We start from the raw sequence: 15,124 nt of genomic DNA, 5'->3' as shown, positions 1-15,124 counted from the left end.
GGTCGTGCAAACAGGTACGAACGGCGCATGGCAAATTCACGGCTCGCCAGTGCAATTGCCCCTGTCAAAAAGTACCGCCGCAATAACAAGATAAAACCGGGATCGGGCAGCCCCCAGGAGGTTCTGGTAACGACGGTAAGCCCAACAGGGAGTCTCCAATCTACGCCCCTTCCCCGAAACCTTTCCAGTCCTCCGCCACCAGAAAACCTCTTGGTGCTGTACCCCCTGCCCCGCCCCGTTCAGGCAGTTCCAGCTGAGCCTTGGAATCCAGTCTTGCAAGCGCACCCATGCAGTAAAGTCTCACCCATCCAGTGCTGGGCCTAATAGCCCGCCCACAGGCACATGCATCATCACAGCGGCAGCCAGCCGCAAGCCATCACGAATCACACGAGCAAAGAAGACAGTGGACCCAACAACAAGCAACAAAATCGTCTCATTCATCTGGGGCATTGCCGACGATGTGCTGCGCGACCTGTTCAGGCGCGGCAAATACCCGGATGTGATCCTGCCGATGTGCGTCATCCGGCGCATGGATTCGGTGCTGGAACCCACCAAGCAGGCAGTGCTCGACACCAAAAAGATGCTCGACGACGCGCGCATTACCGAGCAGCGGGCGGCACTTTGCGAAGCCTCCGGGCAGGCGTTTTACAACACCTCGCGCTTTACCCTGCGTGACCTCAAGTCGCGCGGCAGCCACCAGCAGTTGCTCGCCGATTTCGAGGACTACCTCAACGGCTTTTCCCCCAACGTGCTGGACATTCTGGAAAACTTCAAGTTCCGTAACCAGCTGCCCACCCTGTCCAAGGCGGACGCCCTGGGCACACTGATCAACAAGTTCCTTGACCCCGACATCGACCTGTCGCCCGCCGGCATCGACAACCACGCCATGGGCACGGTGTTCGAGGAGCTGGTGCGCAAGTTCAACGAAGAAAACAACGAGGAGGCGGGCGAGCACTGGACCCCGCGCGATGCGGTGCGGCTGATGGCCAACCTGGTGTTTTCCCCCATCGAGTCCGAACTCAAATCGGGCACCTACCTGCTGTTTGATGACGCCTGCGGCACGGGCGGCATGCTGACTGTGGCCGAAGAAACGCTGGAAGGCATCGCCCATCGACGCGGCATTCAGATCAACAGCCAGCTCTACGGCCAGGAGATCAACCCCGAGACCTACGCGATCTGCAAGGCCGACATGCTGCTCAAGGGCGAAGGCGAGAACGCCGAGCACATCGTGGGCGGCGCCCAGTGGTCCACCCTGTCCAACGATGCGTTTCCGGCCCACGAGTTCGATTTCATGCTCGCCAATCCACCGTATGGAAAAAGCTGGAAGAAAGACCTCGAAGCCATGGGCGGCAAGGACGGCATGCGCGACCCCCGCTTCAAGGTGATGCACCAGGGCGAAGAGCTGTCACTCGTCACCCGCTCCAGCGATGGTCAAATGCTCTTTCTGGTCAACATGGCGACCAAGATGAACCATAAGTCGGCGCTGGGCAGCCGCATTGCCGAGGTTCACAACGGCAGTTCGCTCTTTACCGGCGACGCGGGCCAAGGCGAAAGCAACATTCGCCGCTGGATCATCGAAAACGACTGGCTCGAAGCCATCGTCGCCCTGCCGCTCAACCTGTTCTACAACACCGGCATTGCCACCTACATCTGGGTGCTGTCCAACCGCAAGCCTGCGCACCGCCATGGCCAGGTGCAGCTCATCGACGCCACCCAGTGGTTCAAGCCCCTGCGCAAAAACCTCGGCAAGAAAAACTGCGAACTCAGCGCCGACGACGTCGCCCGCATCACCCAGACCTTCCTGGATTTCAAGGAAGCGCCCGAGTCCAAAATCTTCCCCAACGCCGCGTTTGGTTACTGGAAAGTCACTGTCGAGCGCCCGCTGCGCCTGCACAGCCAGCTGTCCCTGAAAGCCCTGGAAGCGCTGCGCTTTGCCTCTGGCGATGAAGACCTGCGCGGCATGCTGCATGAAGAGTTTGGCAACGCCCTCTTTTCCGACTTCGCCAGCATCGCCGCCGCTGTAGAAAACCGTCTGGCTGACTGGGACGGCGACGAAGCAGAAGAAGAAGGATTGGACGACGAGGAAGACGCCAGCCCCAAAAAAGGCCTGCCCGAGAAGAAGAAAAAGAAGCTGCTCGACCCCAAAACCTGGGAGCGCGACGGCCGCTTGTTTGACGTCGCCACCCAGATGCGCGCCGCGCTGGGCGAGCAACTGTTTGAAGACCACAACCTCTTTCGTGAGCAGGTTGCCGCCTGGCTCAAGAAAACAGAAACCAAGCTCCCCGCCGCCGACCTCAAGCTGATCTTCAAATTCGTGAGCTGGCGCGTTGAAACCGCGCCGCCGGTCAGGGCCAAAGTGCACAAGCCCGGCAAAGTCAAGGCCGACCCCCTGCACGGCCTGTACAGCGTGCCAATGGACGGCAAGCCCGCCGCACTGGTCATTGTGGAATACGAGCCCGACGCCGACCTGCGCGACACCGAACAGGTTCCATTGCTGGAAGCTGGCGGCATCGAAGCCTTCATCCGCCGCGAAGTGCTGCCTTACACATCTGACGCGTGGGTCAAGCCGGACGCCACCAAGATCGGCTTTGAAGTCAGCTTCACCCGCCACTTCTACAAGCCCCAGCCGCTGCGCACGCTGGATGAAATTCGCGCCGACATTCTGGCCATCGAGGAAGAAGCGGGCGGGCTGCTGGATGAAATCATCGGCGGGCATGCGTGATGGCCAAGAAACCTGTCGCCGCCCCTGCGCCGGTCGAAGCCGCCTTCGCCGAAGTGGTGAAGCTGATCAACACGTCACGCCAGCGGGCGATGCAGGCCGTGAACACCGAACTGATCGACCTCTACTGGCACATCGGTGAATACCTTCACCACAAGATCGAGGCCGACGGCTGGGCCAAGGGAACGGTCGTGCAACTGGCGGCCTACATCGCGCAGCGCGAACCCGGCGTGCGCGGCTTCTCGCCGCAAAACCTCTGGCGCATGCGCCAGTTTTTCGAGACCTACCGTGATGAAGCAAAACTCTCACCGCTGTTGAGAGTTTTGCCGTGGTCGTCCCATCTTCACATTCTCAGCCGCTCGAAACGAAGCGAAGAACGCGAGTTCTACCTTCGGATGGCGGCGCAAAACCGCTGGCCGGTGCGGGAGGTTGCACGGCAAATCGACAGTGCCCTTTTTGAACGATGCGTACTCAATCCGCCAAAACTCTCAACAGCGTTGAGAGAATTGCATCCGCAAGCCGATGGGTTTTTCAAGGATGCTTACCAACTTGAATTTCTGGGCCTTCCCGCCGGCCACTCCGAACTGGACCTGCACCGGGCGCTGCTGCAAAACCTGGGGCGGTTCCTAACCGAGCTGGGACGCGACTTCTGCTACATCGGCACGGAATACCCGCTTCAGGTAGGCGGCCAGGACTTCGCGCTGGATCTGCTCTTTTTCCACCGTGGACTGAATTGCCTGGTGGCCATTGAGCTGAAGGTCACCGCCTTTGCGCCCGAGCATCTGGGCAAACTCAATTTCTACCTCGAAGCCCTGGACCGCGACCACCGCAAACCCCATGAAAATCCGGCCATCGGCGTGCTGCTGTGCGCCTCCAAGGACAGCGAAGTGGTCGAATACGCGCTCAGCCGCTCACTCTCCCCCGCGCTGGTCGCCGAGTACCAGACCCAACTGCCGGACAAACAATTATTGGCCGCCAAGCTGCACGAGTTTTATGCGCTGAACGTGCCGGAACCCGATGCCAATACGGATATTTAGCATGAAAATAGCTTTTAGCGCACGCTGCATCAGCGCAAGCAGCTACAAAATAAATAGCACCTTTGCCGACTGTCATTGCGGGCTTGAACCGCAACCCATGCTGTCCGGCTTCAGTTTGACCGGCAAGGAGCATCTGCATGATTGCTGACCTCAAGCCGTATGGGGCGTACCGACTCGCAGAAGGGGGATGGCTTGGCGAGATACCGTCGCATTGGACCGTTCGACGAATGAAATATGTCGCGCAAGAAATGGATTCGCGCTCGACAAGTGGCAAAGAACAACTGTTGCGCGTCTCTCAATTCACCGGTGTTACGCAGCGCCTGCGAGCGGCTGGCCAGGATGAACAGGACACGCGCGCCGCGTCGCTGGTAGGGTACAAGCGCGTTGAGCCCGATGATCTCGTCATCAACATCATGCTGGCATGGAACGGAAGCATGGGCGTATCGCATTACCCTGGAATCGCAAGTCCGGCGTATTGCGTGTACCGATTCCGGCCGGATGCTTTGCCCTGGTACTTCCATCATTTGTTACGTTCACCCGCGTACAAGGCCCGGATCAAGGCGATGTCCACCGGCGTGGTCGAAAGTCGCCTTCGGCTTTACTCTGACGACCTCTTTCGCATCGAAGCCCTGCTTCCCCCGCCTGAAGAACAGGCGGCGATTGTGCGGTTTCTGGACTGGGCAAACGGGCGGCTGGAACGGACGATTCGGGCCAAGCGCCGGGTGATTGCGCTGCTCACCGAGCAAAAGCAGGCCATCATCCACCGCGCCGTCACCCGTGGCCTTGATCCCACCGTCGCGCTCAAGCCCTCCGGCATTCCTTGGCTTAGGGACATTCCGCAGCATTGGGAAGTACGGCGCGCAAAGCAGCTATGCATAGCCATCATTGACTGCAAGAACAGAACGCCCGATTTGATTACTGGCGGTGCATTCACCGTGGTGCGGACAACGAACATCAGACATGGCAGATTCAATCTAGCTGGCTCGTATTCGACAAATCAGAAAAATTATGAAATTTGGACACAGCGCGGCGCGCCGAGAGTTGGCGACGTATTTTTCACGCGGGAAGCACCGGCTGGTGAAGCTTGCATGGTTCCTGACTTAAAAAATCTCTGCATGGGGCAACGGATGATGTACTACCGCCCTGATCCAGCTGTACTCGACGGGGAATTCTTGCTTCACAGTATTTATGGCCCAGTCGTCCGCACGTATATTGAGGTCGAAGTTAATGGCAGCACAGTAGGACACCTCAGACTCGGTCAAGTGTCAGCGCTCCCTTTGCTTTGGTGCCCTGTTGCGGAACAGAAAAAGATCGTTGCACACATTGCTTTGGAGTCAGAGCCGTTAAATCTGACCATCGCCCGCCTCGAACGCGAAATCGACTTCCTGCGCGAATACCGGACCCGTCTGATCGCCGACGTGGTGACCGGCAAGCTCGATGTGCGCGAGGCGGCGGCGCGCTTGCCGCAGCAGGCCGATGAACCAGCCAGTACGCCCGACGCTCTGGCCGACGAGGAGGAGGACGGCGACGCAGGCAGCGATGAATTGAGCGAACTGCAAGCTTGAGCGAACCCATTTTTAGGGTCATTCCGGCCTCCAGCGCAAGAGGGACGGGTGTAAGCAGCTATTTAATCAGTAGCAAATTCAGCACAACGGGCAGTGAATAAGAAAGAAAACATGCGCACCGACCTCTCCGAAAAAGGCCTTGAGACCCTGATTTTTCGCCACATGACCGGCGCCGACGGGCTGAGCCCTGCGGCTCACGCCCATTCGGGCACTGTTCAAACCTTGGCTGCCGAAGAAATCCCCGCCTGGGGCGGAACAGGTTTTCTGGCGGGCAACCCCAAGGACTTTGACCGCGCCCATGCGCTGGACACGGTGCAGCTGTTCGCCTTTTTACGCGCCACCCAGCCCCAGGTGCTCAAGAAGCTGGCCATCGCCGATACCACCGACGCCAGGGACATCAACCGCCTGAAGTTCCTGACGCGCATGTCGTCCGAGATTGGAAAGCGCGGCGTGATTGACGTGCTGCGCAAAGGCATCGACCACCACCCGGCGGGCCATTTCGACCTGTTTTACGGCACGCCGTCCGAGGGCAATGCCACGTCGCAAGCGCTGCATGCAAAAAACCGCTTTGTCGTCACCCGCCAGTTTGCCTACAGCGTCGATGAAGCGCGCCGAGCGCTGGACCTGGGCCTGTTCATCAACGGCCTGCCGATTGCCACCTTTGAGCTGAAAAACAGCCTGACCCGGCAGACGGTGGACGACGCGGTGGAGCAATACAAGCGCGACCGCGACCCGCGTGAAAAGCTGTTCGAGTTTGGCCGCTGCGTGGTGCATCTGGCGGTGGACGACAGCGAGGTGCGCATGTGTACCGAACTCAAAGGCAAGGCGTCGTGGTTTTTGCCGCTGAACAAAGGCTGCAACGACGGCGCAGGCAACCCGCCCAATCCGCTGGGGCTGAAAACCGATTACCTCTGGAAAGAGTTGCTGACCCCGGCCGGGCTGACCGACATTCTGGAAAACTACGCCCAGATCGTTGCATCCAAAAACGCCAGGACCGGCAAGAAAAAGCGCAGCCAAGTGTTTCCGCGCTATCACCAGCTGGGTGTGGTGCGCCAAGCGCTGCGCCATGTACGCGAGCACGGCGTGGGCCAGCGCTACCTGATTCAGCATTCGGCGGGCAGCGGCAAGTCGAACTCGATTGCCTGGCTGGCGCACCAGCTGATTGGCGTGCGGCACGCAGGCAAAGAGGCGTTCGACTCGGTGATCGTGGTGACGGACCGGCGCATTCTGGACGACCAGATTCAAAAAACCATCAAGCAGTTCATGCAGGTGGGCGCCACGGTGGGGGCCGTGACGGGCGGCGCCAGTTCAAAAACGGAGCAGCTGCGCCAGTTCATTGCCGATGGCAAGAAGATCATCATTTCCACCATCCAGACGTTTCCGTTTGTGCTCAAGGTCATTGGCGACGAGCACCGGGGACGCCATTTCGCCATCCTGATCGACGAGGCGCATTCCAGCCAGAGCGGCAAAACGGCGGCCTCCATGAGCGAAACGCTGGGGGATGCCGCCGCAGCCGCCGGCGGCCAAGAGGCCGAAACCGACTCCGAGGACGTGGTGAACGATGCGCTGGCGCAGCGCATGGCGGCGCGCAAGATGATGACGAATGCCAGCTACTTTGCCTTCACCGCCACGCCCAAGAACCGGACGCTGGAAATGTTTGGCGAGGCACTGCCGCCTGACGCGCAGGGCAAGGTCAGGCACCGGCCGTTTCACAGCTACACCATGAAGCAGGCGGTGCAGGAGGGTTTCATCCTGGATGTGCTGAAAGCCTACACGCCGGTGGACAGCTATTACAAGCTGGTCAAGATGACCGAGGACGACCCGGAGTTCGACATCAAGCGGGCCAAAAAGAAGCTGCGCCGGTATGTGGAGAGCCACGACCATGCCATCCGGCTCAAGGCCGAAATCATGGTGGACCACTTTCACGAGCAGGTGATGGCCGCCGGCAAGATCGGCGGGCAGGCGCGCGCCATGGTGGTGTGCAGCGGCATTGAGCGCGCGGTGCAATATTTCCAGGCGTTCAAGGCGTATCTGGTGGAGCGCAAAAGCCCTTACCAGGCCATCGTGGCATTCTCGGGCGAGCATGAATTTGGCGGCGCCAAGGTGAGCGAAGCGTCACTCAATGGCTTTGCCAGCAAGGACATTGCGGACAAGATTCAGGATGATCCGTTTCGCTTTTTGATTTGCGCCGACAAGTTCCAGACCGGATATGACGAACCGCTGCTGCACACGATGTATGTGGACAAGACGCTTTCGGGCATCAAGGCGGTGCAGACGCTGTCGCGCCTGAACCGGGCGCATCCGCAAAAGCGCGACTGCTTTGTGCTGGACTTCCAGAACAACAGCGAAGGCATCACGCTGGCGTTTCAGGATTACTTTCGCACCACGCTGCTGAGCGAAGAGACCGACCCGAACAAGCTGAACGATCTGAAAGCCGCGCTCGATGGCGCGCAGGTGTATTCGCTGGAGCAGGTCGATCAGTTTGTGGCGTTGTTTCTGGCTGGGGTGGAGCGCGACCAGCTCGACCCAATTCTGGATGCCTGCAAAACGGTTTACACCGACACGCTGGACGAAGACCAACAGGTGGACTTCAAAGGCAAGGCCAAAGCATTCTGCCGAACCTACGACTTTTTGGCCTCCATCACTACCTGCAGCAATGCGGGGTGGGAAAAGCTCTCGATTTTGCTCAACCTGCTGGTGACCAAGCTGCCAGCGCCCATCGACGAAGACCTGGCGACGGGCATCCTGGATACCATTGACATGGACAGCTACCGCGTCGAGAAAAAGGAACACTTGAAAATTGCGCTGGCGGACCTCGATGCCGAAATTGAGCCCGTTCCAGTGGAAGGCGGCGGCCACAGGGGGGAGCCCGAGCTGGACCGCCTGAGCCACATCCTCAAGACCTTCAACGACAACTTTGGCACCCTGTTTACCGATGGCGACCGCGTGGCCAAGCGCATCCGTGAAGACATTGCGCCCAAGGTCGCGGCCAATGCGGCCTATCAAAATGCCAAGGAAAACACGCCCCACACCGCGCGCATGGCCCACGACCAGGCGCTGGGCAAGGCGATGCAGATCCTGCTCAAGGAAGACACACAGATTTACAAGCTGTTCGTGGAAAATGATTCGTTCCGGCGGACTGTCGGGGACATGGTTTACGCGATGACGAGCCAGTGAAGGCGACTTGTCCACGAAAGGAACGAAGGGGAGTATCAGTGGGCGGCTGCTCCTTTCGTGACTCCCTCTGCAAAATCAGCAGAAGCAAGATGAATGGCACCATCGAAAGCTGCTGCAATCGGAGGGTGTCCTACCGTGGCGCTCATCGGTGCCTGAACATCGGCCTCGATTTGATCCAACAAAGGCTCAAACATCTGTGCATTGATCGCGGCCTGAAGTTTGTAATGATCACGTTCTTTTTGCAGGTCCTTCACGGCAGCCTCTGCGACTCGCGCCCGATCTTGGAACTCCTGCGCTGAATCAGCCGTAAGCTTTAGCCCTTCTTGCTGTGCGGCCAACTTATTGAAACGAGTGTTAGCACTCTGAACATCCGCCTCCAGTTTAAGCATCTGCTCACGCAATTGGGCGTTCTCGGCCGAATCGCGGCGTCCTGCCTCAGCGTCTTTCCTCAACTGAATCCGTTCCTCGTTCCAGTCATCCCTATTGGTACGATGCAATTCACTCAGTTCCTCCAGAAACTTGCGCTGGACCTTGGCGTCGATTTCAGCGGTACGCGCCTGCTCATGGATTTCCTGCACGGAAGTCGCTGAAATTTGCAGATCAGCGACCTTTTGGATTGAAGCTTCAAGCTGTACGGTGCGCGTCTGGAGATCAAGTTCAAGCTGGCGTACCTGCCCACGCAGCTTCACCGTTTCCGCCGAATTACGACGCCCCATTTCGGCATCGGTTTCCAATTGAACCCGCTCGCTGGCCCAGGCTTTGCGCTCGTCTTCATGCATTTTCCCGACTTCTTCAAACAGCTCATCGGTTTTCTGGCTTGTCAGCGCCCTGCCTTCATTCGCACGGGCTTCGACTTCGGCTGTTCGCCGTCCAATTTCCAGATCAACAGCGATACTGATACTGTCAGGCATGCGCCAGCTCTTTTGCAACATGGCTGACTCGTTTTCGTGCCACTTTTTCATGTGCCGCGCAACGTCGTCACTGCTTCGTCCACCCAGAGCCCCTTTCACGGCCCTGATGGTCGGCTTCACATTTTGTTGAACCAGCAGTTCGGCTTTCTCTGCAACTTCTTCGTAGGTCACTGCTTTTCCCATGGGGTGAATTCCTTCAGTGTTTGAGCCGTCACACGGCAATGAATTGATTTGATAAGCATCGCTAGAGGCGGAGTAGGGCTTGGTGATCTGCGCGACCCATTTCGCCCGCCGGCACAGCCAATCCGGAACGCCAATCCGGAACGCCATTGCGGTTCAACATCGCGGTTCGCCATACCGGAACGGCACGTCGTACCGGTATGGCCATGCCGTATCAAACTCCGGCACGAAACCAAGGTCTTCCGATACAAGATTTGTTTCATTTGCATGTCTCAGCGTTACGCAATCGGCGAGGACTTTTGCTTTGGCTTTGGCTTTTCCCCTTCAAGAAAGCTCAGAGCAGCGGTGGCGCGCTCGGCGGCAACTCGACTTCCCTCGCGATCTCCTGGCAGCTCATTCGTACCGACTCCCGCACCACCGGCTCGAGCTGCGCCACCAAGGCGGCGGAGAAGTCGCTGGAGCGGCTGGCGAAGTATTCTGTCAACAGCGGCATCAAAAGCCTGTCGGAATGCTCCTTGAAAAACGGCGGCAAGACCTGTCGACACAGGTCTGGAAGACGTTCCACCAGCGTCTTTTCGACCAGCGTAGGCACGGCCTCCTCCAGATACCGATTCAGGGCGGTCAAGGTGAACTGGGTCATCAATGCATGGGGTGGTGGATTGGCGTTCATGGTTGGATTCGATGGTGGAGTGGATAAAAAGGTGGCGGTCGGGGTGTACACCCAGGTCGGCGCGAAACGCCGGCATCGCACGTTCGGTGGCGATGGCAATTTCGGTGACGATGCTGTGGCGTGCACGCTTGCTGTTGAAAGCAAAACGGCGCCGGAACTCGATGGCATGTTTTGCCGTTTTAAGCGCCAGATCGGCCTGCAGCTTGGAGGCGCGCTGGAGGTCATCCTCGTCCTCGTTCCGTTTCCAAAATCTTGGTAGCACAGGTGTCGGAGCAAGCATGCTCAGCACCAAAGCAAGGTTGAAGGCCTTTGCATAAAGCAGGCCCGCCAATCGCACATGCGTGCTGCCCGACTTAGGACGCGGTTCGATTCCGGGTAGATCCACCGTGATGGAGCGGATGTCAGTACGCACGACTTCGCCAATTTTTTCCATTTCGCTCGCCATGTCTGCCTGGCAGTTCACCCTGCCGGCCAGCACAGCAGCAAGGGCTTGTTTGCGGCAATGGTCATGAACCGGCGTTCCAATCGGCAGTGTGCAATCGGGCGATTTGTTCAGGATGTGAACTTCCTCGGCCCAGGAAGCAAGCCGGGCCCGAAAAGGATCGTGGACGCTGGCCCAGTGCATGGTCAGATTCCACTGCTCACACAATTGGCGCAAGGGTCGCGCACCATGCGCCAGCACGCTGAACTGCTTGCCGCTCAGGAGATCCACCTGAGCCACCAAAATGTGCAGATGCGGGCTCACCTCATTTTCATGAAGCACCACCATCCAGCAGACCCGATCGCGCATCGACGGAAATGCGGTGCGTTCAAAGTCACGGAGGAAAAGCCCGATCTGCCGGGGTGTTGGGGCATCGCCGGGAGCGAAACCAATTACCAAGGAGTCATAACGTTTGTAAAAAGTCAGCCTGCTGGCAATCTGGACAAACGTTTGCGGCGAGCCGCAGATCAATTCCACGTTTTTTCTGGGCACGCCTCTGGCGTCCACTTTTGCAAACAGGTAGTTGACGGCCCGCTGTGGTGATCCCCGTTTGCGGTCCTGAGGCTTGAGCATCATGGCAGGCTCCTTCCCGTCGGAACGGCGAAGCGCTCCTCGAGAACAAGTCGAATCGCAAAAAGTTGCTCTGCCATACAAAGCATGTCCAGCGCCGAGCCTTCGAGGTGGCAATCCTCAAGCCCCATAACAAGGCTGTCCAGTAAGGTGACCGCGCGTGCCACCTGGTACGCCCGCGCAAGCCAGAATTGTTCGACTGACGAAAGCTTCGGCTTCCCGCCCTCAATCCATAGTTTCTGGATTTTTTCATCCTGGTAAATGCAGCGGCAGATATATTCCGCGCGGGTGACCCCTTCTGCTTTTGCAACCGCATCGAGCGCGGTCGACACCTCGGGCGAAACCCACGCCGAAACGCCCGCCCCTTTTCGGGCAGATTTTGCTTTCTGATTCGGTGTGGGTTTATCCATGGTTGACTCCACTTAGCACCGGAGAAGCCAGTTGACGCAGCGAGGTTGGCGTACCGCAACCCCGATCTGTGTACAAAGCATGTACTTGCTGTTGGTAGCGAAATTTCACTGCTGCGGCACCTACACACGAAGACGTTTCGATTACGTTTTCGACAAGGAAAAGCATCGTCAACCGCATTTCCGTCAAGGAATTTTCGTGACCAAAACTATCCGAATCAGTGTGAAACTCCGCGCTCAGCCCTTGCAAAATCAAGGTAGGCCGCGCATGAAGACTTACGATTCCGAAAATAAAATACGCAATCGGACGCATATTCGAATGCGAAAACATCGTCGAATTCGATGCTAGACGGGCTGAAAAGCCTCTGTGATAACTCGAAAAACAGCATAAGCCATTAGCAAATTTGGCAAGCGAATTCACTTTCGCCACCGAAAAATCATCACGATAACGATCAAAACGATGACGTTTTTTTATCTTCCGGGCTGGACTACACCATTCAAATCGAGACCAATTCGTGGTTGAATTCATTCTCCAAGTGTGCGAATCACTTGCGAAAATTGCCGATTTTTCGCGATTTTTGGAAGGAAAGCATTCTCCGTCAATGGCGTTGCATTCGTGTTTCTCAGGGGCGTAGACGAAGAATTTCGATTTCGAAACCGAGGAGTTTTTTCGTGCACGACAAAATTCATGCACATAAAAATACGATTTCGTTGTATTGATTGGGCTCAATGGTGATGGCCAACCAGTGTTGAACATCCATTTGGTGCTGGCGACAACATCGGCTGCGACGGCGAAGACCAAATCTTTGACGTTGTCGTGATTCCACTTTCCAACGAAAAGCAAGGAGCCACTGTTGGCTCCAACGTTTGTGGCTACCATATGCGCCCACTGACTCGTGCCGCGACGATGCTGGCAGTTGTTGATTTAAGCCCATCGCCGGACTGACCACTGACAATCGCCAGACGCAGGACTTCGATTTCACCGGCACCCCAGCGGCTCGCAGCCCCTATCTTTATCGGTGGTGGATAAAATCCTTTTCGAATACCGTCATGCCAGTGGCTTTTCTCAATCCCCAATCGCTTCAGGACCTCTCGGCGACGCCACAAATCGGCAAAATGAGTAACGACAGAAATTCCATTGCCGGTGGGATATTTTTGAGCTAAACTATCATTCATAAAATAGCCTTTTCAGCGCTTTTATATATTTTCCCTTCGCTGAGCGAGTAACTGCAAGTCCCTTGGAGCATCTAATTCCTGGACGAGCAGCACCCTGCCTCTGTAAAAGGCGCATTGACCCAACGAGATTTAAGCCTGCGATTTTTTATCGTACGCTTGACATTCCCTTTTTGGGTTAAATACAACTATACCGACTGATTTTTCGTTTTTTGGCAAGTGCAGGCCGTTTTGATGCAAATATGTTGCACCAATTTGGTGCGGCATGATCTCCCTTCAATTATCAAACGCCTATTTTTGGATTTATTAGTCGCCGTCTGGATGCTGGCAATCAAAAATTCATAAGTGCATATTCGACTTACCGCCGTGGCGATGTACTTAACAAGCCCTGATGAGGATTTGCTGGGGGTCTGCCATGCAGCGTGAACCGTCATATCGCCTGCGTGCCGTCCTTCCTGGCTTTCATGCTGGCCCAGCTCGCTTCGCAAGCGCTGTATCTGTGAGCTCGACAGCGAGAATCCGATCGGATGCAATATTGTGTTTGCCTATGGACGCCGGCATCCGCCAGTTGGATGGTCTGCCATTTCTCTTGCGGGCAGGCTTCGCGTTGGTCTGGGGCAGCTCACACGAATGGTTGCAACCGGGATGGAGGTCGCGCACTTTGTAGCCGGCGCAAACATCACTGAAGGTTCGGTTTCGTGCAGACTGAACTTCTGCTCTGGGCCCATTACTGCCAGCCAACCGCTGCCGGCCACTGACTCCTTCCAGTCTGAAGCGGTCCGACATTTGTAGTCATCGGGCCAGAATGCAGAATCCAGGGTTAGAAATTGTTGTCAACCTTACGGCGATCTACGAGAGAATCGCTCGCCATGGCGTGTGCGCTCTTCAATCCTGCACACTATCTTTGGAAACTCAGCCTTATCTCAAGTTGAGATGCCTGCCTGCACCTTCTCAAAGGCGTGCGTTTTATTGATCAATGTCCGCCAGCAACCGCAGCAATCCAAAGATTTTTAGGGGACCATTAGGACACCGATTCTGAAAAGAAGAAAGGACTTAGAGCTTTTCGACTCTAAGTCCTTGTTTCATATGGTGCGGCTGGCAGGAATTGAACCCACGACCCCTTGGTTCGTAGCCAAGTACTCTATCCAACTGAGCTACAGCCGCCAAGCTTCAAATTATAGCGCAGTTATTAACCCTGATTGATCAATTCCAGGCAAGAAGATAAATTCCGGCTGATGCCGGCAATTCCGGCGTTGTCAAAAATGTCTACGCGCCAGGTTTTTCGGTTTTCAAACAAATGGGATGTTGATTACTTGGGTTTAGCCGTGAACAGCGCAGGGCTTGCGCCAGATCAAAAAGTGCGTAACAACCAGATCACACAATGGTCTCGCACCTTCAACGGTTCTTCTTTGCTTCCACCATTCAAGGACACGCTTCATGACCGTGAAAATATTTCGCCCTTTTTCCGCAAACCTGCTGGAAATCCAAACCGATCTGATGAATTCTTTTATGGAAAGCTCCCTCAACTATTGTCAACAGCTTGCCATGACAGGGCTGCAATCGCAGATTGAAATGATGGCAAGGTTCGAGCACTTGTTGACTGGCAATGCCAAAGAACGAGCGGAAAAAGCCTTCAGCAAATTCTAGAAGCCTGCCAGCAAACTCGAAATTTTTTCACCAAAACCCGACGGAACTACCAATGAAGCTGGCTTGACCATTCGGGAATCCTGGCAGTATCAATCACTGTTCAATGAAAGCTTGCGTTGCGAAAACGGCGGACATGGCAAACGGTCCTTCGACTGGCGCTGAAAAATCTCAACAGTCGGCATGCTGAGAGGCATCAAGTACTGCTTTCGCGAGCTGATCAAATTGGTAGGTCTTGTCCAGGAAATCCTCGGCACCGGCACCCAGGTAGCATTTTCGATAGATCGGGTCCGAACTGTTGCTGAAGATCACAAATGCAATGTCGGGCGCGGCATGGCGAATGGCCCGCAAAACCTGCAGGCCAGACCCGCCGACGAGTTGAACGTCCAGCACCACCACATCAGGGTAAGCAGCAAGAATGCCCTCGATTGAATCCTGGGGTGTTTCAGCCTGGCCGACGACGGTCATGGCGCTGGCTCCGAGCATCGACGCCACGCGCTCGCGTATGAGAAGCGAATCGTCTGCAATGAAAATTCTCAACGATGCATTTTCCTGGGCCATTGCGCTACTTTGCCGCCTCTCCATGGGGC

The 15,124-nt window shown here is 56.4% G+C and carries 11 protein-coding genes and 1 tRNA gene; 5 read left to right on the top strand and 7 right to left on the bottom strand.

The annotated features are described in order from the left end of the window. The first annotated feature begins 403 nt into the window (after window positions 1-403). The 4 genes from GZ092_RS00735 (at window position 404) to GZ092_RS00720 (ending at window position 8,498) form a co-directional block, all read left to right on the top strand. A complete protein-coding gene (locus GZ092_RS00735; RefSeq protein ID WP_293633622.1) occupies window positions 404-2,722 on the top strand; it encodes a class I SAM-dependent DNA methyltransferase in 2,319 nt (772 codons plus the stop codon). Then, on the top strand, window positions 2,722-3,756 hold the full coding sequence (locus GZ092_RS00730; RefSeq protein ID WP_293633620.1) for a PDDEXK nuclease domain-containing protein: 1,035 nt from the start codon (window positions 2,722-2,724) through the stop codon (window positions 3,754-3,756). The genes GZ092_RS00735 and GZ092_RS00730 overlap by 1 nt, the downstream gene beginning before the upstream one ends. Before the next feature lie 137 nt (window positions 3,757-3,893). After that, window positions 3,894-5,321, top strand: coding sequence for a hypothetical protein (locus GZ092_RS00725; protein WP_293633618.1), 1,428 nt, complete (start codon window positions 3,894-3,896; stop codon window positions 5,319-5,321). Between the two features lie 111 nt (window positions 5,322-5,432). Further along, window positions 5,433-8,498, top strand: coding sequence for a type I restriction endonuclease subunit R (locus GZ092_RS00720; RefSeq protein WP_293633616.1), 3,066 nt, complete (start codon window positions 5,433-5,435; stop codon window positions 8,496-8,498). Window positions 8,499-8,533: 35 nt separating this feature from the next. Here the strand turns inward: GZ092_RS00720 and GZ092_RS00715 are convergent, their stop codons facing one another. From GZ092_RS00715 to GZ092_RS00690, 6 genes are all read right to left on the bottom strand, one after another. Continuing rightward, on the bottom strand, window positions 8,534-9,592 hold the full coding sequence (locus GZ092_RS00715; RefSeq protein ID WP_293633614.1) for a DNA-binding protein: 1,059 nt from the start codon (window positions 9,590-9,592) through the stop codon (window positions 8,534-8,536). 275 nt (window positions 9,593-9,867) lie between these two features. Next, window positions 9,868-11,316 carry a hypothetical protein gene (locus GZ092_RS00710; RefSeq protein ID WP_293633612.1) on the bottom strand — a complete coding sequence of 483 codons (1,449 nt, stop codon included), beginning with the start codon at window positions 11,314-11,316 and terminating at the stop codon, window positions 9,868-9,870. Then, window positions 11,313-11,720, bottom strand: coding sequence for a hypothetical protein (locus GZ092_RS00705; protein WP_293633610.1), 408 nt, complete (start codon window positions 11,718-11,720; stop codon window positions 11,313-11,315). The genes GZ092_RS00710 and GZ092_RS00705 overlap by 4 nt, the downstream gene beginning before the upstream one ends. Next, entirely contained in the window at window positions 11,713-12,561 is an 849-nt protein-coding gene (locus GZ092_RS00700) for a hypothetical protein (RefSeq protein ID WP_293633608.1), read from the bottom strand. The genes GZ092_RS00705 and GZ092_RS00700 overlap by 8 nt, the downstream gene beginning before the upstream one ends. 29 nt (window positions 12,562-12,590) lie before the next feature. Further along, window positions 12,591-12,893 (bottom strand): hypothetical protein, encoded by a 303-nt coding sequence (locus GZ092_RS00695; protein WP_293633606.1) that lies wholly within the window; start codon window positions 12,891-12,893, stop codon window positions 12,591-12,593. A 1,084-nt stretch (window positions 12,894-13,977) separates the two neighbouring features. Further along, a tRNA-Arg gene (locus tag GZ092_RS00690) sits at window positions 13,978-14,054 on the bottom strand. Window positions 14,055-14,327: 273 nt separating this feature from the next. On the opposite strand from GZ092_RS00690, the gene GZ092_RS00685 reads away from it, so the two are divergent. Further along, complete coding sequence (locus tag GZ092_RS00685) at window positions 14,328-14,537, top strand: hypothetical protein (RefSeq protein ID WP_293633605.1); 210 nt, start codon at window positions 14,328-14,330, stop codon at window positions 14,535-14,537. 168 nt (window positions 14,538-14,705) lie between these two features. Here the strand turns inward: GZ092_RS00685 and GZ092_RS00680 are convergent, their stop codons facing one another. Beyond that, window positions 14,706-15,095, bottom strand: a complete 390-nt coding sequence (locus tag GZ092_RS00680) for a response regulator (protein ID WP_293633604.1) — start codon at window positions 15,093-15,095, stop codon at window positions 14,706-14,708. Window positions 15,096-15,124: the final 29 nt, after the last annotated feature.

The organism is Polaromonas sp. (genome assembly GCF_010365105.1).
In the GTDB taxonomy this organism is placed as follows: domain Bacteria; phylum Pseudomonadota; class Gammaproteobacteria; order Burkholderiales; family Burkholderiaceae_C; genus Polaromonas.
The sequence above is the reverse complement of the archived record's forward strand: the minus strand, read 5'-3'. Positions and strand labels throughout refer to the sequence as shown.

Coding starts and splice junctions, on each gene's coding strand:
- GZ092_RS00725 (WP_293633618.1), top strand. CDS start 3,894: ATGATTGCTGACCTCAAGCCGTATGGGGCGTACCGACTCGCAGAAGGG.
- GZ092_RS00685 (WP_293633605.1), top strand. CDS start 14,328: ATGACCGTGAAAATATTTCGCCCTTTTTCCGCAAACCTGCTGGAAATC.
- GZ092_RS00730 (WP_293633620.1), top strand. CDS start 2,722: ATGGCCAAGAAACCTGTCGCCGCCCCTGCGCCGGTCGAAGCCGCCTTC.
- GZ092_RS00705 (WP_293633610.1), bottom strand. CDS start 11,720: ATGGATAAACCCACACCGAATCAGAAAGCAAAATCTGCCCGAAAAGGG.
- GZ092_RS00715 (WP_293633614.1), bottom strand. CDS start 9,592: ATGGGAAAAGCAGTGACCTACGAAGAAGTTGCAGAGAAAGCCGAACTG.
- GZ092_RS00695 (WP_293633606.1), bottom strand. CDS start 12,893: ATGAATGATAGTTTAGCTCAAAAATATCCCACCGGCAATGGAATTTCT.
- GZ092_RS00680 (WP_293633604.1), bottom strand. CDS start 15,095: ATGGCCCAGGAAAATGCATCGTTGAGAATTTTCATTGCAGACGATTCG.
- GZ092_RS00710 (WP_293633612.1), bottom strand. CDS start 11,316: ATGATGCTCAAGCCTCAGGACCGCAAACGGGGATCACCACAGCGGGCC.
- GZ092_RS00720 (WP_293633616.1), top strand. CDS start 5,433: ATGCGCACCGACCTCTCCGAAAAAGGCCTTGAGACCCTGATTTTTCGC.